This window comes from Herbaspirillum sp. C7C2, assembly GCF_022627865.1.
Lineage (GTDB): Bacteria > Pseudomonadota > Gammaproteobacteria > Burkholderiales > Burkholderiaceae_D > Herbaspirillum > Herbaspirillum frisingense.
Genome location: NZ_JABXGI010000003.1, coordinates 389,391 through 408,838, shown reverse-complemented (window position 1 = coordinate 408,838; position 19,448 = coordinate 389,391). Strand labels below are relative to the sequence as shown.

The following is a 19,448-nucleotide window of genomic DNA, read 5'->3' as shown; positions in this document are numbered from 1 at the left end:
ACAACAACGCACAACAACGTACAACAACGGACTACAACCGAAACAACGGAGGAGAACCCCATGAAGACCCTGGAAGTGAGCCAGATCATCGACGGCGCGCGCTTTACCAAATTCCACTGGATGGTGATGTGCCTGTGCGCATTGCTGCTGGTGTTCGACGGCTATGACCTGTTCATCTACGGCGCCGTGCTGCCGGTACTGATGAAGGAGTGGAGCCTGTCGCCAGTGCAGGCCGGCGCACTGGGCAGTTATGCCCTGTTCGGCATGATGTTCGGTGCCTTCATCTTCGGCCCGCTGGCCGATCGCATCGGTCGCAAGAAGGGCGTGGCGATCAGCTTCGTGCTCTTTAGCGTCTCCACCTTCCTGAGCGGCTTCTCGACCTCGCCCACCGAGTTCGGCGTGTATCGCTTCCTGGCCGGTCTGGGCTGCGGCGGCCTGATGCCCAATGCCGTGGCGCTGATGAACGAGTACGCGCCCAAGCGCTTGCGCAGCACCCTGGTGGCCATCATGTTCAGTGGTTATTCGCTGGGTGGCGTGCTGTGTGCCGGCCTGGGCATCTGGATGCTGCCCAACTTCGGCTGGCAGTCGATGTTCTTCGCCGCCGCCGTGCCGCTGGTGCTGCTGCCGCTGATCCTGTGGAAGCTGCCGGAATCGGTGGGCTTCCTGCTGCGCCAGGGCAAGCATGAGCAGGCGCGCGCCATGCTGGCGCAAGTCGCCCCGCTGGCCGGCATCGCTGCCGATACGCAACTGGTGCAGGCCGAGGCCAAGGGTGCCGGTGCACCCATGCTGGACCTGTTCAAGCAGGACCGCAGCGTCGGTACGCTGATGATCTGGGTGTCCTTCTTCTGCTGCCTGCTGATGGTGTATGCACTCGGTTCCTGGCTGCCCAAGCTGATGGCCAGCGCCGGTTATAGCCTGGGTTCCTCGCTGTCCTTCCTGCTGGCCCTGAACTTCGGCGGCGTGGTTGGTGCCATCGGTGGCGGCTGGCTGGGCGACCGCTTCACCCTGCCCAAGGTGGTGATCAGCTTCTTCGCCGTGGGGACCGTGGCCATTGCGCTGCTGGGCTTCAACAGCCCCACGCCGGTGCTGTACCTGCTCATCATCGTGGCGGGCGCCACCACCATCGGCACGCAGATCCTGCTGTATGCCAACACCGCACAGTTCTACCCGCTGGCGATCCGTTCCACCGGTCTGGGCTGGGCCTCCGGCGTGGGCCGCTCGGGCGCCATCGTCGGCCCCTTGCTGGGCGGTGCGCTGATGGCGGCAGCCCTGCCGCTGAAGATGAACTTCCTGGTCTTCGCCATCCCTGGTCTGGTGGCGGCGCTGGCGATCGGCATCTTCATGCTGCGCTACCGGCATGCCGGCCAGGGCGCCAGTGCCAACAGTGTCGGCGCGAGCGGCGTGTCGCCAGCATCGGTGTCGCGCAGCGTTTAAGATCGCAACTTCAGGACGGCGGCTCGGCGCTGCGATGGTTCGGCCATCGCAGCGCCTGGCCTTTTGAACATCAGGGGGGCAGGGCACAGCCGGCTCCCTCCCGTGTCGTTGCCTGTAGCTTGAGGGCAGGCAGCATGTAGCAAGGAACGATTCATGGTCCATCGACAAGGCTCGCTCACGGCGTGGGTGGCCGGTTTCCTGGCAGTACTGATTTCCTATGCGGGGCCGCTGGTGATCTTCGTGCAGGCTGCACACGCCGGTCAGGTTCCGACTTCTCAACTGGTGTCCTGGGTCTGGGGCATTTCCATGGGGGCGGGGGTGAGCGGCCTGCTGTTGAGCTGGTGGTTCCGGCTGCCCATCATCACCGCCTGGTCGGCTCCCGGGACGGCGCTGCTGCTGAGCCTGTTCCCCGGCATCAGCATGCCCGAGGTGGTGGGTGCCTATGTGATGGCGGCGCTGCTGCTGATCCTCATCGGCGTGACCGGTTACTTCGAGAAGATCCTGGCCTTCATCCCCAAGGGTATCGCCGCCGGCATGATGGCCGGCATCCTGTTCCAGTTCGGGGTGCAGGCCTTCCGCTCCAGCGCGGAGGCACCCCTGCTGGTGCTGGTCATGCTGGCCGCCTACCTGGCCGGGCGCCGCTGGTGGCCGCGCTACGGCATCGTGGTGGTGGCGCTGGTGGGTTTCGCGGTGGCCTTTGCCAGTGGTCGCACCCATCTCGGCGAGCTGGGGCTGGAACTGGCGCAGCCGGTCTTCATCGCACCGCAGTTCAGCCTGGGTGTGTTCTTCAGCTTTACCATCCCGCTCGTGCTGGTGAGCCTGACCGGGCAGTTCCTGCCAGGCATGGCGGTACTGCAGCTGGCCGGCTACCATCCGCCCACCCGCGCGGTGGTCACCGGTACCGGCCTGGCCTCGCTGGTGACCGCCTGCTTCGGCGGCATCACCATCGTCCTGGCGGCCATCACGGCGGCCCTCTGTACCGGCAAGGATGCGCATCCCGAGCCCGGCAAGCGCTACCTGGCCGGCATCGCCAATGGCGTGTTCTATCTCATCGGCGGGACCTTCGCGGCTTCCATCGTAAAGTTGTTCACCGCCTTCCCCAAGGAATTGATCGCCGCACTGGCCGGTCTGGCCCTGATCGGCGCCATCGTTTCCAACATCCGCCTGATGAGCGAGGAGGGCGGCTATGTCGAACCCTCTGTCATCACCTTCCTGGCCACGGCCTCGGGCATGAGCCTGTTCGGACTGGGCGCGGCCTTTTGGGGCGTGGTGTTCGGCATGGCCGCCTACTGGCTGATCGGACGCCCCAGAAAACCAGCTTGAGCTGTATGGAGACTGCAATGCAAAAAGATACCGGATCCACCGACCCCTTCGCCCCCCTGGCCAGCGAGATCCTGGCCGTGGCACCCGGTCGTGCGCATGACCTGGCGCGACTGCGGGTGCTGGCGCAACGGGCCGCGCCCGCCACGGTGACCGTGGTGGGCAAGTACAACCACGGCAAGAGCCGCCTGTTGAACGAGCTGATGGGCAGCGACGTCTTTGCCGTCGCCGACCGCCGCGAGACGGTGAGCCTGTCCGAACACCGGCATGCCGATGTGCGCTGGCTGGATGCACCCGGGCTGGACGCCGACGTGGCCGAGCAGGACGATAGCCATGCCCAGGAGGCAACCTGGCTGCAGGCCGATATCCGCCTGTTCGTGCATGCCGCCAAGGAGGGCGAACTGGATGCGGCCGAGCGCGCGCTGTTGCAGGCCCTGCGCGACGACCAGCAGCGCACGCGCCGCCAGACCCTGTTCGTACTGACCCAGGTCGACCAGATGGCCGACGAGGCGCAACTGGAGCGGGTGAGCGGCGCCATCGCTGCGCAGGCGCCGGGCTTGACGCTCCATCCGGTGTCGTCCACACGCCACCGCAGCGGCATCGAAGGCGGCAAGAAGCTGTTGCTGGAAAAGAGCGGCATTCCCGCCCTGCAGGCCTGGCTGCGCGATGTCACGGCACAGGTCCCGGCGGCGCGGCGCCATGAGCGCGCGCTGCTGCTGGACGAGATCGACCAGCAACTGCAGCACCAGCGACGCAGCGCGCAAACACAGTTGCAGGCACTGCGGCAACAGCAGCACCAGCAGCGCCAGGATTTCGAACAAGGTCTGGAGGCGGTGCTGGACAAGGTGCATCAGGACCTGCTGCCGGTGCTGGAGGTGGAAGGCGACGACCCGGCCCTGGTGCCGGACACGGCCGCCGACGAATTCAAGCTCACCGCCGGCAAGCGCGAGCGGGCGCGCATCCACGTCGCCTATTCGCGGGCCTGCATCGCCATCCGCGCCCATCTCATCAAGCACGGGGTAGAGGGCTTGCCGGCCGACCAGCGGACCTCGGTCACCAGCCTGGATACGGTGATGGTGGCCGTCATGGGCATTTCCATCAAATACCGCGCCGACCTGCGCCGCCGTTTCTGCGAGCCGGCCGGACGCGGGCAGATGACGCAGTCCTTCCTGCACTACTACGAACTGTCGGAAGACCGCCAGGCCCTGGTGCAGGCAGTGGCGCACGCCGACGCCGCGCTGCATGCCATCACCCGCGCGGCCGACGCGCTGGAGCAGTTGCGCGCGGTGGAGCTGGCATGAAGACGTCGGAACAGCGTTTCATCGACATCATTGGCAGCTCCGGCAGCTCCGGCAGCTCCGGCAGCTCCGGCGGTGCCGAAGCGGATGTGGCAACCCTCCTCGCCGCGTTGCGTGACTGGCTGGCCTCGCTGGATGCGGCGCTCACGGCCGGCCTGATCGAGGCCGGTGGCCTGCAACCCGGCAGCGCGCTGGCGCAGCGCATCGCTGCCCTGCATCAGGCACTGGCACAGCAGCACCAGCAGCGCGAAGCCCAATGGCTGGCACTGGCACCGGCACGCGCCCTGGCGCAGCGCTTCGAGGGCAAGCTGATGGTGCTGGTGTTCGGCAAGTTCAATGCCGGCAAGAGTTCGCTGTGCAACTTCCTGGCCGAACGCTTCCGGCAGCATGGGCAGGCGGTGCAGTATTTCCATCTGCAGGGCGGCCAGCTGCTGGCCTCGGACGAGGCCTTCCACGAGGGCGCCACCGAGACCACGGCGCGCCTGCAAGGGGTGTGTCTGGGCGATGGACTGGTCTTGCTGGATACCCCCGGCCTGCATTCGGCCACCGATGACAATGCGGCCCTGACCCAGCGCTTCCTGGACAGTGCCGATGCGGTGCTGTGGCTGACCAGTTCGACCTCGCCGGGACAGGTGCAGGAACTCGACGAATTGGCCCGCGAACTGCGCCGAGGCAAGCCACTGCTGCCGGTGGTGACGCGCAGCGATGTGATCGACGAAGACGAAGTCGATGGCCAGATCGTCAAGTGCCTGCGCAACAAGTCCGACGCCAACCGCGCCGACCAGGAAGCCGATGTCGGCCACCGCGCCGCCGACAAGCTGCAGGCGCTGGGCGTGGCGGCGGCCCAGCTGAAGCCGGCGGTGTCGGTCTCGGCCTACGTGGCGCGCAGCACGGGCGCCGATGCAGAGGCCATGGCCGGTGCCGGTTTCGAGCGTCTCTATGCGGCCCTGCTGGAACTGCTGGCCCCCGCGCTGGCCTATCGCGCCCGCAAGCCGGCCGAAGTCCTGCTGCATCATTTGCAGGAGGAGGTGGAAGCCCCCTTGGTGAACCAGACCATGCCGGCCCTGACTGCCCTGCGCCAGCAGGTGCAAGAAGAACTGGACAGCCTGCCGGCCCGGCAGGCGCGTCTGGTACAACAAGCCTGGCGCGAGGTGATGCCGCAGCTGGCCGACCTGCTGGAAGCGCATGCCGGGGTGGCCGAGGTAGCCAACGTGGCAGCGGTGGCAGCCACATTGCGCGCGGCCTTGCAACAAGCGGCCGCCCAACATGCCCAGGCCTGCCTGGACAGTCACATCTTGCCCACCCTGGAGAGCGCGCTGGACCTGCCTGCCGATCTTGGCTACGACAGTGCGCCGACCGATGGCTTGCCAGCCGCATATGAAAAGCTGTACGAGACCCTGGGCGCGGCCGTGCAGGACAGCCTGCAGCGTGTGGCCGGTGACCTGGCCGAGCGCTGCGCGGCCCGCCTGCAAGCCCTGGATCAGGCGCTGCAGCACAAGCAGAAGATCATCCTGGACGGCCAGCGCCGCCTGGGCCAGATCGCGTCCCTTCTGCGTGGCCTGCACGCAGGTGCGAGCCAATTGCGTGAACCGGCGCAGGAGGTGTGACCACGCTTGAGCGCATATACGGCAGGACCATGGCAACACCCCTATAAAAAACGATAAACGCAGCATCAGGGAGGAAAGCAGCATGTGGAAGAACAATCTCAAACGGCTATGCCTGGCCGTATCGATCATATCGGTCGTCTTGATCGTCGGCGCCGGCTGGCGCCTGTTCAACGCCGCCCATGACGTGGGTGCGCAGGCGCTGGCCTTGCTGCTGCCGCTGGCGGCGCTTGGTCTGCTGATAGGCGGTACTGGCCTGCGCGGACGCGGAACGGAGCTGGCGGTGGCGCAGATGCTGCCGCCGGCCACCGAGCTGGTGCCGCCGCTACCGGTAGAGCAGGTCAGCCAGGGCTACATGGTTGCCGAAGCCGGCATGCAGGATCTGCATGCGCGCGTGCAGGATCTGGTGGCCCTGCTGGAGCAGACCATCGCCGACATGGCACGCGCCGGCGTGGTGGCGCGGCAATCCGGTGGCAGTGTCGACAGCGCGGTGGCGGCCGTGCAGCAGACGGTGACGGCGGTGGCCACCATCAGCCGCTATATCGATGGTTCGCTGCAGACCTACCGTACCCTGGTGGAGCAGGCTGCGACCATCGGCAAGATCGTCGAGACCATCCATGAAATCGCCAGCCAGACCAATCTGCTGGCATTGAACGCGGCCATCGAGGCCGCCCGTGCCGGCGAGAGCGGGCGCGGCTTCGCGGTGGTGGCGGCCGAGGTCAAGCGGCTGGCCGGCCGGGTCGGGCAATCCAGCAAGGAGATCGGCAAGATCGCCACCTCGCTGAGCCAGTCTTCCGGCAGTGCCCTGCGCGAGGCCGAGGCGGCGGCCTCGCAGGCGGCGCTCGGTCGCAACAGCGCCGATCAGGCCCATGTGGCGATGGCCGATGTCATCGATGGCGCCCGCAAGCGCGTGGCCATCGTCGGCGGCATCAACGACGCCCTGGCACGGCAGTCGCAGGTGGCGGCGGGTCTGTCGCAGCAGGTGCAGTTCCTGTTGCAGCAGGGAACGGCGCGGGTGTTGCGCATCGATTGAGCGGCGTGCGGGTGGAATCTTTTGCGGGGTTAAGGATCAGTTAAGTCTATGTCACTAGAGTGAATCTGACGGCGCCAGCTCGACAGTGGCGTCGTGATTCGTCTCTTGATCCTTCAAGTCTTCATCTACGTACAAGGAGAGCCATCATGGATATCAACAAGATCACCGCCATCAGCGCCATCGTCTTCGGTCTGGCCGGCATGGCGGCACCCTTCGCACAGGCCCAGACCCAGGATACCCAGGGTAGCGTGGCCTACATGAACGGCGGCATCGGCGCGGGCGAACAGACCAAACTGCGCGAGGCGGCCAAGGACTACAACCTGCGGCTGCTGTTTTCCGAAGCCAAGGATGGCGCCTATGTCAGCAACGTCAAGCTCAGCGTCAATGACAGCCAGGGCAAGACCGTCTTCAGCCTGCCCGGCGCCGGCCCGATGACCAATCTCAAGTTGCCGGCCGGTCACTACGAGGTGAAGGCGGACTACAACGGCGTCACCAAGACCAGCAAGGTGGAGGTGGGCCAGAAGCCGACTTCGCTGAGCTTCAACTGGGCGCATCAGGACAACTGAACAGGTCCCTGCTGACGCAAAAAAGATCCTGTGTGTTTCCACACAGGATCAATGTGTCCAACACAGACACAAGGGAACCGTCTGGACCCGGCCGCGCTTCAGCGCGGCGACAGGCGTCGTCCCAGCCACATCAGGCCGCCGTTGCAGGCCAGGGCGAAGACTGACAGCAGCAATGCCACCGCCATGATGGTGCGGATGTCGCCCAGGTTCATGGCATTGGTCAGCAGGAAACCCAGCCCCCGCTGCGAGGCGAACATCTCCCCGATCAGCACCCCCAGCAGCGTCAGCGAAAACGCCAGGCGCAGGCCGGCCGTGATTTCCGGCAGGATGGCCGGCAGCACGATGTGCAGCAGCGACTGGCGGCGCGTCAGCCGCATCGACTGGCCGGCGCGCAACAGCACCGGGCGCATCTGGCGGATCGCATTCATCGTGAAGACCATGATGGGGATGATGCCGTGCATCACCCCGAAGGCCACCTTGGCCGACAGGCCCAGCCCGAACACCAGCAGCACCAGCGGATAGAGCGTGACCTTGGGGATGGCGTACATGTTCAGGAGGATGGGTTCGGAGACATCGCGCGCCATCCGGTTCACGCCCAGCAGCAAGCCTGCCGCCAGGCCACCCACCAGCCCGATCAGCAGGGCGTAGAGCAAGGCCTTGCCGGTTTCCAGCGCATGCAGCCAAAACTCGCTGGTCTGCATCATGCTGCCCAGGGTCAGCACGGCCTGCCCCGGCGAAGCCAGCGCACTGCCGCCATTGATCCAGTACAGGCCCTGCCAGGATACGGCCAGGCCGGCCGCCAGCAGGGCGTAGAGCAGCGGGGTTTGCATCTCGCGCATCGGTTTCATGGCTTGTCCTTTCAGCGACGCAGGCGCGCCTGCAGGCGGCGGTCCAGCGCGTTCAGCAGGAGGTTGACGAGGGTCACGCTGGCCAGCACCAGGAACATCAGCGCATACATGTCGTTGTTCTCGAAGTTGTTGTAGGCATAGCCGATCGCATAGCCTATTCCCGAGCCCGAGAGGATGAACTCGGAGGCGATCACGCCGATGAAGGCATAGGCCACCACCAGCTTCACCCCGGTAAAGAGGTAGGGCAGTGCCGCCGGCAGCTTCACGCGTACCGCCGATTGCCAGGGTGTGAGCCGCAGTACCCGGGCGGTCTTGTGCAGGGCGCGCGGGATACGGTCCAGCCCGTTGAGGGTGGCGGTGATCATGGTGACGATGGCCAGCAGCACGGCGATGGCGATGATGGGTGCCGAGCCCACGCCGAAGAGCACGATGAAGACCGGATAGAAGATGAAGGTCGGCACCGCGTAATAGCTGGCCAGCAGGGGTTCGATGGCGCTGCGCAGGCCCGGCAGCGCATGCAGCAGCAGGCCGCAGATGAAGCCGAGGATCACCGCCAGTACCGTGGCGGCGCCGATGTTGGCCAGGCTGATGGCGATGTCCTTGTCGAACTTGCCTTCGCGCAGGATTTCCCAGGCGTGGCGGGCCATGGCCGAGGGCGCGATCATGGTGGTGGGCTGGATGAGGCCGCTGCGGCACAGCAGTTCCACCAGCCCGATCAGTACGATCACCACTGCAATGCGGACCAGGCCATCGAGCTGGTGTGCCGACCTGCGCGCCGGGCTGGCGGCAGCGCTATGAGCAGAGCTTGCTTCAGCCATGGCTGGCTCCCATTACCTTCAACGACTCCACCCGCAGGCGTTCCCACAGGCGGGCATTGACCTCGCCGAAACGTGGTGTGGAGACCACCCGGCTATCGCGGTCACGCGGCCAGCCGGTCTCGACGATGTCGATGAACAGGCCCGGCCGCGAGGACATCACGCCGACTCGGTCCGACAGCATGGCCGCCTCGTCCAGCGCGTGGGTGATCAGCAGCACGGTGGCGCCGGTCTCGCGCCACAGGCGCAGCAGTTCGTCGCCCATCAGCAGGCGGGTCTGCTGGTCCAGCGCGCCAAAAGGTTCATCCAGCAGGATCAGGCGCGGCTGCTGCACCAGCGTGCGGGCGATGCACACGCGCTGGCGCATGCCGCCCGAGAGTTGCGCCGGGTAGGCGGTGGCGAAATCCTTCAAGCCCATGAAGGCCAGCGCGTAGTCGACCCGGCGCTTGATCTCGGCGCCCTCCATGCCACGCATGCGCAGCGTGAAGGAGATGTTGTCGCGCACGTTCAGCCAGGGGAAGGAGGCGTCTTCCTGGAACACCACGCCCACGCCATCGGGCACGCCCTTGACCTCGCGGTTCTCGAACTGCACCGTGCCGTCGGAGGGCGAGGCCAGGCCCGACAGGGTATCGAGCAAGGTGGACTTGCCGCAGCCGGAAGGGCCGACCACCGAAAAGAACTCGCCCTGGTAGAGCGTCAGGTCGATCGGGCCGAGCGCATGGAAGACGCTGCCGGCCTTGCCGAACTTGCGGGTGACACCCTGCAGCACGGCGTGCGGCACGCGGGGCGTGGTGGCCGGGCTGTCCTGCAGGAGGGCCTCGGCGGCCAAGACGGTGTGTTCACTCTTCATGGCGGACTCCCTCACAGCTTGCTCTTGATCTTGATGGACGGCGGCAGCATGCTGCTGTCGATGAGCTTGTCCCATTCCACGTTGTCCTTGATCTCGCCGATCAGCTTGAGGCCGTCGGTCATGCGGTCCAGTTCGGCCTGATCGAAGTCGCCCTCGCTCCACATGCGCGCGCGCACCATGTTGTCCACCGCTTCGCGCGCCACCTCCGGGCTGAGCTTGAAGCTGCTTTCCAGCAGCTTGGCGGCGGCGGCCGGATCGCGGTACACCGCCCGCACGCCTTGCTGGCGACCTTCGATGATGGCGCGGATGGTCTCCGGATGGGCCTTGGCATAGGCGCGGGTGGTGATGCCCACCGAGGTCGTCATCGGTTGCAGCACCTCGCCAGCGCTGTAGACGGTGCGGTACTTATCCTTGCGCACGATGGACAGGGGTTCGATCAGCACGGCTGCAGCCACCGAACCCTGCTCCAGCATGGTCAGGCCGTTGATGTAGCCGCCCGAGGCCACGCGCTGCACCTGGGCCGCATCCACGCCCTTGGCCTTGAGCGCCATCAGCAGCAGCATTTCGGACACGCCCTTGGGCGAGGTGATGGCGACCTTCTTGCCGGCCAGGTCGGCGATGCTCTTGACGGGGGAATTGGGCATGGTCACGGCCGACGCTTCAGCCACGCTGCGGGTACCGGTATTGACGATGACCACGTCCAGCCCCTGGCGCTGTGCGGCCAGCGCTGCCGAGACCGCCACTTCGCCATACGGTAGCTTGCTGGCCAGGATGTTGCGCACCGTGGTGCCGCCACCGCCGGAGGTGAGGATGCCGGTGATATCCACCCCGGCCTTCTTGAAATAGCCTTGCTCGATGGCAATCGCATAGGGCAGGCCGTAGAGGCTGGTGCCCCATTGCGTGACCGAGATTTCTTCGGCGCGGGCCAGACCGGGGAGGGCGACTGGTACAGCCACTGCAACCAGGGCAGCACTGAGAGACACTACAGCTTGCAGGTTCTTGCAAAAGCTTTTCATGATTTCCTCGACACGTGATGGACACTGCAATCGGATACTCGCAAGGGGCGTACCTGCAAGCACTTGATGCTGTCAATGCAAACGACGTGCCAAGCTTAGATATCGATCAAAAAATCGTCTGAAAGTCCTTTTGCAGTCTGCAAGATATAGTTAGATATCTTAGAACATGTGTCGAAGGAGATGCGTGGCCGACAAGCCACGGCGCTTTCTCCGATGGTGCAATTATGCTGCCCGCCCGTCACTTGCTGGTGCGTCTGCACAGGGATGGGGCAGCGCCGGGGAGGTTCAGCCCAGCCCGGAAGCCAGGCGTCCGACCTCCTGGGTGGAGGGCATGCGCTTGCCGGATTCCACCGCCTGGCGCTCGTCCCGCGCCAGGTTCAGGGCCATGGCGATGAGCACCTTGCGGGTGGTCTCCAGCTCTTCCTCGCTGATACCTTCCAGGCTCAGGTCATTGACGTCCTCGGCCAGCGGCACCAGCTTCTTCTTCAGGGCGCGGCCCTGCTTGCTGAGGAAGACGTGGACCTTCTTCTTGTCACCCGGGAGATGGGTGCGCTCGACGTAGCCGATGGCTTCCAGCGACTTGAGGGCGGTGGCGGTGGTGGCTTCGCTCACGCCGGCCCGCTCGGCCAGGTCGCGCTGGGACAGGCCGTCGTGTTCCCACAGCACGCGCAGGATGGTCCAGTGGCCGTAGCTGACCGCATGCGGCGCCAGGCGGATCTGCAGGCTGCGGATGAAGGCACGCGCCGCATCCTTGACCAGGTGGGCGACGCGTTCGGCGGCCAGGGCTTCCAGTGCCTGTTCCAGTTCATCCGGTTCATCTTGTTCGACCGGGGCGGCGGCCAGAGGCCGGGATCGTGTGGCTTTCATCATTTCATCAGAAATCTAAGATAACGCAATCATACCCATTTGCAGCCCGCTCAGGGAGGGCAGGGTAAGTCACCATGACAGGCTGGCCTGCATCTTGCATAATCGTAGATATCGAAGAATATTTTCGGGGTCATGATGTCTCTCGCCACTGCCATCGATCAGGTCGTACTGTCCAGCTGGGATGAGTTCGCTGCCGCCAGCGACCAGCTGGAGGGCTGGGTATTCCGTGGTCAGGCCGATCATCGCTGGCCGCTGGTCAGTTCGCTGACCCGGCACCTGGCACGCTATTGCCCCGATCCCTCGCTATGGCCCCTGCGCGAGGAGCGGGCGATCCGGGTGTTCCGGCGCAAGGCCCATGTCTTCCTGCATGACGCGGCGGTGCTGGACGATGACCTGCGCTGCCTGGCACTGATGCAACACCATGGCGCGCCGACGCGGCTGATCGATTTCACCAAGTCCCCCTTCGTGGCGGCCTTCTTTGCCATGCAGCAACTGCATGGCGATGCCGCCGTCTATGCGCTCAATACCCCGGCCCTGTGGAAGGCGGCGCCGCGCTTCGATCCGACGCTCAACCGCGAAGCCATCGACCTGCGCAAGCCCGACAGCTACCAGCGTTATTTCGCCGGCAATGCCTTGCCGCTGGTGTGGTTCGGTGAACCCAACCAGATGGATGCGCGGTTGGTGGCGCAGTCCGGCATCCTGGTCGTGCCGGGTACGCTGGAGGCGCCGCTGGAGCGCCTGCTGGCCGGCTACGAGGCCAGCGAACCGCTGATCCGCAAGTTCATCCTGCCGGCGGCGCTGCGCGAGCCGGCGCTGCGGGCGCTGTACCGGATGAACATCACCGCCGCCACGCTCTTCCCCGGCCTGGATGGCCTGGCCCGCTCCATCGACTACGAGCTGGAGATGGTGTGGGAGCAACTGATCGTCGATTACCAGTCCAGGCTGGGCAAGAGCTGAACCCCACGTCGCCACCGCGTCCCTTTTTTCCAGGAGTCCTGAACACCTTGCATCACATCCGCCGCACCGAAGTCCGTTCTTAAATAGTTCGATATCTAACTTAATTGTAGTTGCCATTCCAGTTGTCATTCATTTCGGGGCCAGCCAGCCCCTCACCACGCCAACGAAAGGATTCACCATGTACGACCATTACGCCACCGAAAAACTGATCGACCTGTGGCTCTCCGAAGACATCGGCGCCTGCGACCTGACCGCCCAGACCATGATCGAGCCGGACGAGCAGGGCCATTTCGTCATGAATGCCCGTGAATCCCTGATCGTCTCCGGCATCGAGGTAGCCGCCCGGGTCTTCCGCAAATACGACGCCACGCTGGCAGTGCAGGTGCATCACGCCGACGGCAGCCGGGTCGAGGCCGGTGCCATCCTGCTGACCGTCAAGGGCAATGCGCGCAGCGTCCTGACTGCCGAGCGCACCGCACTGAACCTGGTGCAACGCCTGTCGGGCATCGCCAACGAGACCGCCCGCTACGTGGCCGAGATCGCCGGTACCCGCGCGCAGCTCATCGACAGCCGCAAGACCACCCCCGGCCTGCGCATGCTGGAAAAGCACGCCGTGCTCTGCGGTGGCGGCCTGAATCACCGTCTGGCGCTGGACAACGGCGTCATGATCAAGGACAACCACATCGCCGTCTGCGGCAGCATCAAGGAAGCCGTGGCCCGGGTGCGTCGCAAGCTGCCGGTACTGACCAAGCTGGAAGTGGAGTGCGACCGCGTGGAACAGGTGCGCGAGGCGCTGGCCGCCGGGGTGGACGTGATCATGCTGGACAACATGTCCCTGCCCGACATGCGCGAAGCGGTCGGCATCGTCGATGGTCGCGTCAAGGTCGAGGCCTCCGGCGGCATCCGCCTGACCACCATCCGCCCGGTGGCCGAGACCGGGGTGGATTACATCTCCACCAGCAAGATCACGCAATCGGCGCCGGCCGTGGACATCGGCCTGGACGAAGCATGAGCCCGGCCAGCACGGCGCCCGGCACCTTCTTCCTGGTGGTCGGCCCCAGCGGGGCCGGCAAGGACACCCTGATGAGCGGCGCCCGCGAGGCGCTGGCCGATGCGCCCTATGTCTTTGCCCGCCGCGTGATCACGCGGCCGGCCGGCGCCCCCGGTGAAGACCATGACGCCGAGACCGAGGCCGGCTTCGCCGCCCGAGCGGCGGCGGGCGAGTTCCTGCTGACCTGGCAGGCGCATGGCCTGTCCTATGGCCTGCCGGGTCAGTTGCTGGCCGAGCTGGCAGCCGGTCGCCACGTCGTGGCCAATGGCTCGCGCGCCACCGTGGAAGCGCTGGCGCAGCGCCTGCCCAGCCTGGTGGTGGTGGAAATCTCGGCCCCGCCCGAGGTGCTGGCGCAGCGCATTGCCGGGCGCGGGCGCGAGGATCATGCGCAGATCCTGGCGCGCTTGCAGCGCCAGGTCGACCCCGCGCCGCCCGGCATCCTGCGCCAGGCAGTGGCCAACGACAGCGATACCGCCACCGGCATCGCCCGCCTGCTGGCGGTATTGCGCGCCCCCTTGCAACATTGCGTGGTGCGCGCTGCGCCGGTGGAAACCGGGGAGGAGGCGGTGGCCTATGCCCATCCCCGCCACTGGGCAGCCGGCACGCGCCTGCGCCTGCGCGCTGCGGCCGGTGCCATGGTCGACGTGCGCATCCATCATTGGCCCGACGGCGGCCACGACGCTAGCCCCTGGCTGGCGCTGCCCGCAGGCTTGCGCCAGCGCCTTGGATCGGCTCAGACGGTGCAGGCCTTGCGCCTGCTGGCCCCGGCCAGCCGTCCCTTGTGGAGCCGCAAGCTGCGCGGTGAACGCCTGCCGGCACATCAGTACCAGGCCATCCTGCAGGATGCCGTCGATGGCCGCTACAGCACCACCGAGCTGACCACCTTGCTGGTCTCCATCACCGGTGGCCTGGATGCCGAAGAAACCCTGGCGCTGGCCCAGGCGCGCAGCCGCATGGCCCGGCGCATCAGCTGGGACGAGCCCATGGTGGTCGACAAGCACTCCCTGGGCGGTGTCCCCGGCAGCCGCATCACGCCCATCGTGGTACCGATCGTGGCGGCCTGGGGGCTGGCCATGCCCAAGGCGTCCTCGCGCGCCATCACCTCGGCCGCCGGCACGGCCGACACCATGGCCCTGCTGGCCAATGTCGATCTGGATGGCGAGGCCGTACGCCGCTGCGTGCGCCAGGCCCGGGCCTGCATCGCCTGGAATGGCCGTATCAGCCATTCCATCATCGATGAAGTGATGAACCGCATCACCCGGCCCTACGGGCTGGAGACGGCGCACTGGTCGGTGGCCTCGATCCTGTCCAAGAAGGTGATCGCCGGCGTCACCCATCTGGTGGTGGATGTGCCGTACGGTCCCTATGCCAAGCAGCAGACGCCGGAACAGGCGCAGCAGTTGTGCCGGCTGTTCGAACAGGTAGGGCAGGGGCTGGGCATGCAAGTGCGGGCGCTGGCCACCGATGGCGGCCAGCCCATCGGGCGCGGTATCGGCCCGGCACTGGAGGTGCGCGATATCCGCCAGGTCCTGGCGGGCGATCCACAGGCGCCGCAGGATTTGCGTGCCAAGGCACTGGTGTTCGCGGCGCATCTGTTGTCCTTCGATCCGCGTCTGGGGGAGGTCGACGTCGCCTTGCAAAAGGCCACCGAACTGCTCGACAGCGGCGCCGCCCAGGCCGCGCTGGCGCGCATCATCGCCGCCCAGGGCCCCCCCCAGGTGGAGGCTGCGCCCTGCGCCGAGGTCTTGACCTGGCATGCCAACGAGTCCGGCGTGATCAGCCAGGTCGATGGCTGGGCCATCGCGGGACTGGCGCGCACTGCCGGCGCTCCGGGGTATCCGGGGGCGGGACTGGACTTGTTATGCCGGGTGGGTGAGCGGGTGCAGGCTGGTCAGGCGCTGTTGCGGGTGCATGCCGCCAGCGCTGCGCACCTGGAACTGGTCGGTACCGAACTGCAGGCTCTGGCCAGTCCGGTGGTGTTGGTCGGCCATTGAAGGCTGGACGGAAATTGCAGCGGCGCCCCGTACGCGGGACGCCGCTGCAATGTCACGCTCAATGTCCGGCTTGTGTGCGTGAGCGGGCAATGCTCTCCGGTACGCCTTCCCAGGCCGGCTTGCCGGCGGCGAACTCGCTGCGCAGATAGGCCAGCAGATCACCCACCTGGGCATCGCTGAAGCTGTTGGCAAAGCCCGGCATGTAGCCCAGCGCCGGATTGGCCGGTTCGCGGATGCCGTGCAGGATGACGTGGATCAGATTGTCCGGTGTGTCGCTGTGCAGGTTGGTGTTGACCCGCAACGAAGGACGCACGCCGAACAGCGTCGGTCCCGTTCCTTCGATATGACAGGCCGCGCAGGCACCCTGGAACAGCCGCTTGCCATTGGCCTGCGACAGCTTCTGGCTCTCGCTGAGGCTGGTCGTGGTGATGGGGGCCGGTGTTGTGGTGCTGGTGGCCGTTGCCTGGAACGAGGCCAGATAATGCGCGATGGCGCGCACGTCGCCGGCCGGCAGTTGCGCCAGTTCGGCCACCACCGGCGCCATCGGTCCGGCGGCAATGCCGTGGCGGTCCGAGAAGCCGCTGCGCAGGTAGCTGAACAGTTCATCCTCGGTCCAGGGCGTGGGCGACTTCGACAGCGCCGTCAATGCCGGGGCTTCCCAGCCATCGACCGTGCCGCCGCCCAGGTACTGGCGTCCGCCCTGTTCCGCGCCCAGGGCATTGCGCGGTGAATGGCAGGCGGTGCAGTGACCGGCGCCTTCGACCAGATAGGCCCCGCGATTCCACAGGGCCGAGCGGTCCGGGTCGGGCTGGAACACTTCGTTCTTGTGGAACAGCAGATTCCAGCCGGCCAGCAGCGGACGCATGTTGAAGGGGAAGCGCAGATCGTTTTCCGGTGGTGTGCTGGAGACCGCCGGCTGGGCCATCAGGTAGGCGTACAGCGATTGCATGTCGGCTTCGCTGATCTTGGCGAAGGCGGTGTAGGGGAAGGCCGGGTAGAGATGTCGTCCGTCGCGATGGATGCCTTCGCGCATGGCGCGTTCGAAGGCGGCATAGGACCAGTTGCCGATGCCGGTCTTTTCATCGGGTGTGATGTTGGTGCTGTAGACGGTGCCGAACGGCGTCTGCAGGGCATGGCCGCCGGCATTGGCGACCCCGCCCGGGGCCGTGTGGCAGACCGCGCAATCGCCAGCCAGCGCCACCCGGCGCCCGCGTTCGATGGTGGCGGCCGAATACAGGTCGGCCGCAGGCCGCGCCACCGGTGCGATCTCGGCGCGCCAGGGCATTGCCAGGGTCAGCGTGGCGCCCAGTGCCGCCGCTGCACCCCCCAGCCAGCCGTATTTGCGCAGGCGGCGCCAGCCGCCCGGCCGCTGCCCCGAACCCTCCTGATGTTCCAGTGCCAGCCTGATCTGCTCACCCGAGAACGGCGCCTCGCGCAGACGTACGCCGGTAGCGGCATGGATGGCGTTGGAAATTGCCGCCGCCGCTGGCAGCGTGAAGGCGCCACCCGCCTTGAGCTGGATGTCGCGCAGCGCCGGCGTGGTGCCGCCATCGATGAGGTCGACCTGGGGCAGGCTGGCGCTGGCCTGGCCCGGCAGGGGGCGCAGTTCGCGTGACCAGGCATCGAAGCCCTGGTCGGGCGCCAGCGTCTGCGCCATCGCCAGTCTGGCCTGTTTGCCCAGCAGGGCGCGTTGTTTTTCATCGAGCAGATCGTCAGCGGCATGGGCGGCGGCCGCTGTCGTCCCCGCGCGCTGGTCGTGGCCGGCAGTGACCCGGGTCACGCTCAGTTCGCCGGAGGCGCGGTCGTATTCCACATCGGCCACCCAGGCCGACCAGCTCTGCACCGGCTGGCCCTGCTCCTGTTCCAGCGTGCTGGCATAGGCAAAGCCGCGTCCGCGCAGGATGCCGCCCTGCACCTGCCGGGCCGGACCGTTCCAGCCCGCCCCCTCGGCGACCGAGCGCACCAGCGCCGCGCCATGCGCATCGGGCAGGTGTTGCAGACGGTATTGCACGGCGTCCTCGCCGATGCGCTGGGCCAGTTCGTCGAAAAAGATTTCCTGCGCGAAGGTGCTCGCCGCCAGCGGGATTGCAGCGCCTTGCGGCCCGATGATCTCCAGCGCCTGCCAGTCGTAAGGCGAGGCCAGGGCGGCACCGTCGCGCGGGTCGCTGGCATCCTCCAGGGCATAGGCAGTTTCTGTCAGCAGCCAGGCCAGCGGTGGCGGCGGGGCGTCCTGCTCGATATGCAGGTGGTAGCTGCCGAGGCGGCCATCCTGGTCCAGTTCGCCATGCAGCTGCAGCGAGGTCGGGCTGCTGGCGAAGTTGGTCGGCTCCAGCACCAGCGAGACGGCCTGCCCGCATTGCAGGGCCAGTAGCGCCACCACGCCGGCCACGTCGCTGGCGGCGCTGCGCTCCTGCGCGCTGGCCGGCGGGCGGTGGCTGCGCACCTCCACCTGGGCCACGGGCAGGGACAGCAGGGCCGCCACTTCCATGGCGATCAGCGCGGGATTGCCGAAGGGCAGGTCCAGTCGCAGGCCCGCGCCCATCGGGCTGGCCATGGCGACGATGCCGGTCGCGGGGAAAGGGAAAGGGGACGATGACAGGGTAGAGGATGCGGATTCCCCATCGCGCCACTGGTAGTGGGCGTCCATAGTGATGTCGTGCAAGCCGCTGGAATCCTGGCCGCGGGCATGCAGTGTCTGCGCGGCGCGTACGCGCGGGGTGCTGTCCTGCGGTGCTGCCTCGCTCCAGCGCAGGCGCAACTGGCTGCATGCGTGGCGGGCCTGTTCATCGCTGTCGGCCACGACAGCCACCAGATGCCGGCGCTGCACCACCTGTGGCGCGCCCGGGCAACGCAGCGCGGCCTCGCTGTCGAGGCCCTGCAGGCGGGCGCCGGTGTAGAGGGACTGTTGCCAGTCCAGTCGCGGCGGCAGGGCCAGGCGGGCGTGACGCAGGGAGGCTGCGCCGCCGGTGGTCAGCGGGCCGGCCATCTGCCGGGGCAGGGGCGCACTCATTGCGCTGCACCCTGGCGCTGCAGTTCGACCGCGCGCAGGGCGGCGCGCATGATTTCCACATGGGTGCCGCAGCGGCAGAGGTTGAAGTCCAGTTCGCTGCGGATCTCGTCCTCGGTCGGGCTGGGCGAGCGCAGCAGCAGGGCCTTGATGGTCATGATCATGCCGTTCATGCAGTAGCCGCACTGTGCACCCTGTTCATCGATGAAGGCCTGCTGTACCGGGTCCAGCCGTCCCTCCTGGGCCAGGCCATCCAGCGTGGTCACATGGCGCCCGGCCACGCCAGCCAGCGGGATCACGCAGGAGCGCGCTGCCACGCCATCGACCAGCACGGTACAGGCACCGCACTCGCCCAGGCCGCAGCCGAATTTGGGACCGTTCAGGCAAAGGTCGTTGCGCAGCACGTTCAGCAGCGGCGCGTCGGCGGCAATGTCCAGCGTGGCCGCATGGCCGTTGACGTGGAAGGTGATGGGTTCTTGCTTGTGCATGGTCTCTGGTGTCGCGGCGCCCTGGCGCCTTGGATCTCTATCGTCAGCGCATGAAGCATCCTTCATGCCAATGCGCTTGCAGCGGCCAGTATGCCCGCCTGCGGACAGGCTGTCCCGCAGCCTCGCCCGGCCTTGTCGAAAAACAGTGTACACACTCAATAATGCCAAGTAAATCACGAATTTCCATGCTGCATTGCGCGGTCTCGAACTGGTGCGGCCGGGCGTCTAAAACTCCCGTATTTGGTGCTGCATCGCACATAAAAGGGGATTTTGCTGGCGCTGCTGGTGCGCCGGAAAATC

16 protein-coding genes are annotated in these 19,448 nt (G+C 66.6%); 9 read left to right on the top strand and 7 right to left on the bottom strand.

The features are described 5' to 3' along the window. Nucleotides 1-60: 60 nt before the first annotated feature. The 6 genes from HWE04_RS07765 to HWE04_RS07740 all read left to right on the top strand — a co-directional run bounded on the left by HWE04_RS07765 (nucleotide 61) and on the right by HWE04_RS07740 (nucleotide 7,255). Nucleotides 61-1,434, top strand: a complete 1,374-nt coding sequence (locus HWE04_RS07765) for an MFS transporter (protein ID WP_006465070.1) — start codon at nucleotides 61-63, stop codon at nucleotides 1,432-1,434. 153 nt (nucleotides 1,435-1,587) lie between these two features. Next, nucleotides 1,588-2,757 carry a benzoate/H(+) symporter BenE family transporter gene (locus HWE04_RS07760; protein WP_077237719.1) on the top strand — a complete coding sequence of 390 codons (1,170 nt, stop codon included), beginning with the start codon at nucleotides 1,588-1,590 and terminating at the stop codon, nucleotides 2,755-2,757. Nucleotides 2,758-2,774: 17 nt separating this feature from the next. Then, the gene (locus tag HWE04_RS07755) at nucleotides 2,775-4,055 is read left to right on the top strand and encodes a GTPase (RefSeq protein WP_241812026.1); all 1,281 of its coding nucleotides are present in this window, start codon (nucleotides 2,775-2,777) and stop codon (nucleotides 4,053-4,055) included. After that, nucleotides 4,052-5,659, top strand: coding sequence for a dynamin family protein (locus HWE04_RS07750; protein WP_241812025.1), 1,608 nt, complete (start codon nucleotides 4,052-4,054; stop codon nucleotides 5,657-5,659). The genes HWE04_RS07755 and HWE04_RS07750 overlap by 4 nt, the downstream gene beginning before the upstream one ends. Before the next feature lie 82 nt (nucleotides 5,660-5,741). Further along, nucleotides 5,742-6,689 carry a methyl-accepting chemotaxis protein gene (locus HWE04_RS07745; RefSeq protein WP_241812024.1) on the top strand — a complete coding sequence of 316 codons (948 nt, stop codon included), beginning with the start codon at nucleotides 5,742-5,744 and terminating at the stop codon, nucleotides 6,687-6,689. A 146-nt stretch (nucleotides 6,690-6,835) separates the two neighbouring features. Continuing rightward, complete coding sequence (locus tag HWE04_RS07740; RefSeq protein WP_241812023.1) at nucleotides 6,836-7,255, top strand: hypothetical protein; 420 nt, start codon at nucleotides 6,836-6,838, stop codon at nucleotides 7,253-7,255. Between the two features lie 98 nt (nucleotides 7,256-7,353). On the opposite strand, the gene HWE04_RS07735 is transcribed toward HWE04_RS07740, so the two are convergent. From HWE04_RS07735 to HWE04_RS07715, 5 genes are all read right to left on the bottom strand, one after another. Beyond that, entirely contained in the window at nucleotides 7,354-8,103 is a 750-nt protein-coding gene (locus HWE04_RS07735; RefSeq protein ID WP_039876815.1) for an ABC transporter permease, read from the bottom strand. A gap of 11 nt (nucleotides 8,104-8,114) precedes the next feature. Then, nucleotides 8,115-8,921 (bottom strand): ABC transporter permease, encoded by an 807-nt coding sequence (locus HWE04_RS07730; RefSeq protein WP_006465063.1) that lies wholly within the window; start codon nucleotides 8,919-8,921, stop codon nucleotides 8,115-8,117. Further along, complete coding sequence (locus tag HWE04_RS07725) at nucleotides 8,914-9,768, bottom strand: ABC transporter ATP-binding protein (protein ID WP_006465062.1); 855 nt, start codon at nucleotides 9,766-9,768, stop codon at nucleotides 8,914-8,916. Before HWE04_RS07725 ends, HWE04_RS07730 begins: the two co-directional genes overlap by 8 nt. A gap of 11 nt (nucleotides 9,769-9,779) precedes the next feature. Next, entirely contained in the window at nucleotides 9,780-10,784 is a 1,005-nt protein-coding gene (locus tag HWE04_RS07720) for an ABC transporter substrate-binding protein (protein WP_006465061.1), read from the bottom strand. Between the two features lie 285 nt (nucleotides 10,785-11,069). Continuing rightward, a complete protein-coding gene (locus HWE04_RS07715; protein ID WP_077237726.1) occupies nucleotides 11,070-11,651 on the bottom strand; it encodes a MarR family winged helix-turn-helix transcriptional regulator in 582 nt (193 codons plus the stop codon). A gap of 132 nt (nucleotides 11,652-11,783) precedes the next feature. On the opposite strand from HWE04_RS07715, the gene HWE04_RS07710 reads away from it, so the two are divergent. From HWE04_RS07710 to phnN, 3 genes are all read left to right on the top strand, one after another. Further along, the gene (locus HWE04_RS07710) at nucleotides 11,784-12,608 is read left to right on the top strand and encodes an FRG domain-containing protein (RefSeq protein ID WP_077237727.1); all 825 of its coding nucleotides are present in this window, start codon (nucleotides 11,784-11,786) and stop codon (nucleotides 12,606-12,608) included. A 178-nt stretch (nucleotides 12,609-12,786) separates the two neighbouring features. Continuing rightward, complete coding sequence (nadC, locus tag HWE04_RS07705; RefSeq protein WP_006465058.1) at nucleotides 12,787-13,620, top strand: carboxylating nicotinate-nucleotide diphosphorylase; 834 nt, start codon at nucleotides 12,787-12,789, stop codon at nucleotides 13,618-13,620. Further along, nucleotides 13,617-15,653 (top strand): phosphonate metabolism protein/1,5-bisphosphokinase (PRPP-forming) PhnN, encoded by a 2,037-nt coding sequence (phnN, locus tag HWE04_RS07700; RefSeq protein ID WP_241812022.1) that lies wholly within the window; start codon nucleotides 13,617-13,619, stop codon nucleotides 15,651-15,653. Before nadC ends, phnN begins: the two co-directional genes overlap by 4 nt. Nucleotides 15,654-15,711: 58 nt before the next feature. Here phnN and HWE04_RS07695 read toward each other — a convergent pair whose 3' ends face one another. Together HWE04_RS07695 and HWE04_RS07690 are read right to left on the bottom strand one after the other, a co-directional pair. Next, a complete protein-coding gene (locus HWE04_RS07695) occupies nucleotides 15,712-18,663 on the bottom strand; it encodes a c-type cytochrome (RefSeq protein ID WP_241812021.1) in 2,952 nt (983 codons plus the stop codon). Beyond that, nucleotides 18,660-19,148, bottom strand: a complete 489-nt coding sequence (locus HWE04_RS07690; protein WP_006465698.1) for a (2Fe-2S)-binding protein — start codon at nucleotides 19,146-19,148, stop codon at nucleotides 18,660-18,662. The genes HWE04_RS07695 and HWE04_RS07690 overlap by 4 nt, the downstream gene beginning before the upstream one ends. Nucleotides 19,149-19,448 lie beyond the last annotated feature (300 nt).

Coding starts and splice junctions, on each gene's coding strand:
- HWE04_RS07695 (WP_241812021.1), bottom strand. CDS start 18,663: ATGAGTGCGCCCCTGCCCCGGCAGATGGCCGGCCCGCTGACCACCGGC.
- HWE04_RS07715 (WP_077237726.1), bottom strand. CDS start 11,651: ATGAAAGCCACACGATCCCGGCCTCTGGCCGCCGCCCCGGTCGAACAA.
- HWE04_RS07750 (WP_241812025.1), top strand. CDS start 4,052: ATGAAGACGTCGGAACAGCGTTTCATCGACATCATTGGCAGCTCCGGC.
- HWE04_RS07735 (WP_039876815.1), bottom strand. CDS start 8,103: ATGAAACCGATGCGCGAGATGCAAACCCCGCTGCTCTACGCCCTGCTG.
- HWE04_RS07720 (WP_006465061.1), bottom strand. CDS start 10,784: ATGAAAAGCTTTTGCAAGAACCTGCAAGCTGTAGTGTCTCTCAGTGCT.
- HWE04_RS07690 (WP_006465698.1), bottom strand. CDS start 19,148: ATGCACAAGCAAGAACCCATCACCTTCCACGTCAACGGCCATGCGGCC.
- HWE04_RS07765 (WP_006465070.1), top strand. CDS start 61: ATGAAGACCCTGGAAGTGAGCCAGATCATCGACGGCGCGCGCTTTACC.
- nadC (WP_006465058.1), top strand. CDS start 12,787: ATGTACGACCATTACGCCACCGAAAAACTGATCGACCTGTGGCTCTCC.
- HWE04_RS07730 (WP_006465063.1), bottom strand. CDS start 8,921: ATGGCTGAAGCAAGCTCTGCTCATAGCGCTGCCGCCAGCCCGGCGCGC.
- HWE04_RS07755 (WP_241812026.1), top strand. CDS start 2,775: ATGCAAAAAGATACCGGATCCACCGACCCCTTCGCCCCCCTGGCCAGC.
- HWE04_RS07710 (WP_077237727.1), top strand. CDS start 11,784: ATGATGTCTCTCGCCACTGCCATCGATCAGGTCGTACTGTCCAGCTGG.
- HWE04_RS07740 (WP_241812023.1), top strand. CDS start 6,836: ATGGATATCAACAAGATCACCGCCATCAGCGCCATCGTCTTCGGTCTG.
- HWE04_RS07725 (WP_006465062.1), bottom strand. CDS start 9,768: ATGAAGAGTGAACACACCGTCTTGGCCGCCGAGGCCCTCCTGCAGGAC.
- phnN (WP_241812022.1), top strand. CDS start 13,617: ATGAGCCCGGCCAGCACGGCGCCCGGCACCTTCTTCCTGGTGGTCGGC.
- HWE04_RS07760 (WP_077237719.1), top strand. CDS start 1,588: ATGGTCCATCGACAAGGCTCGCTCACGGCGTGGGTGGCCGGTTTCCTG.
- HWE04_RS07745 (WP_241812024.1), top strand. CDS start 5,742: ATGTGGAAGAACAATCTCAAACGGCTATGCCTGGCCGTATCGATCATA.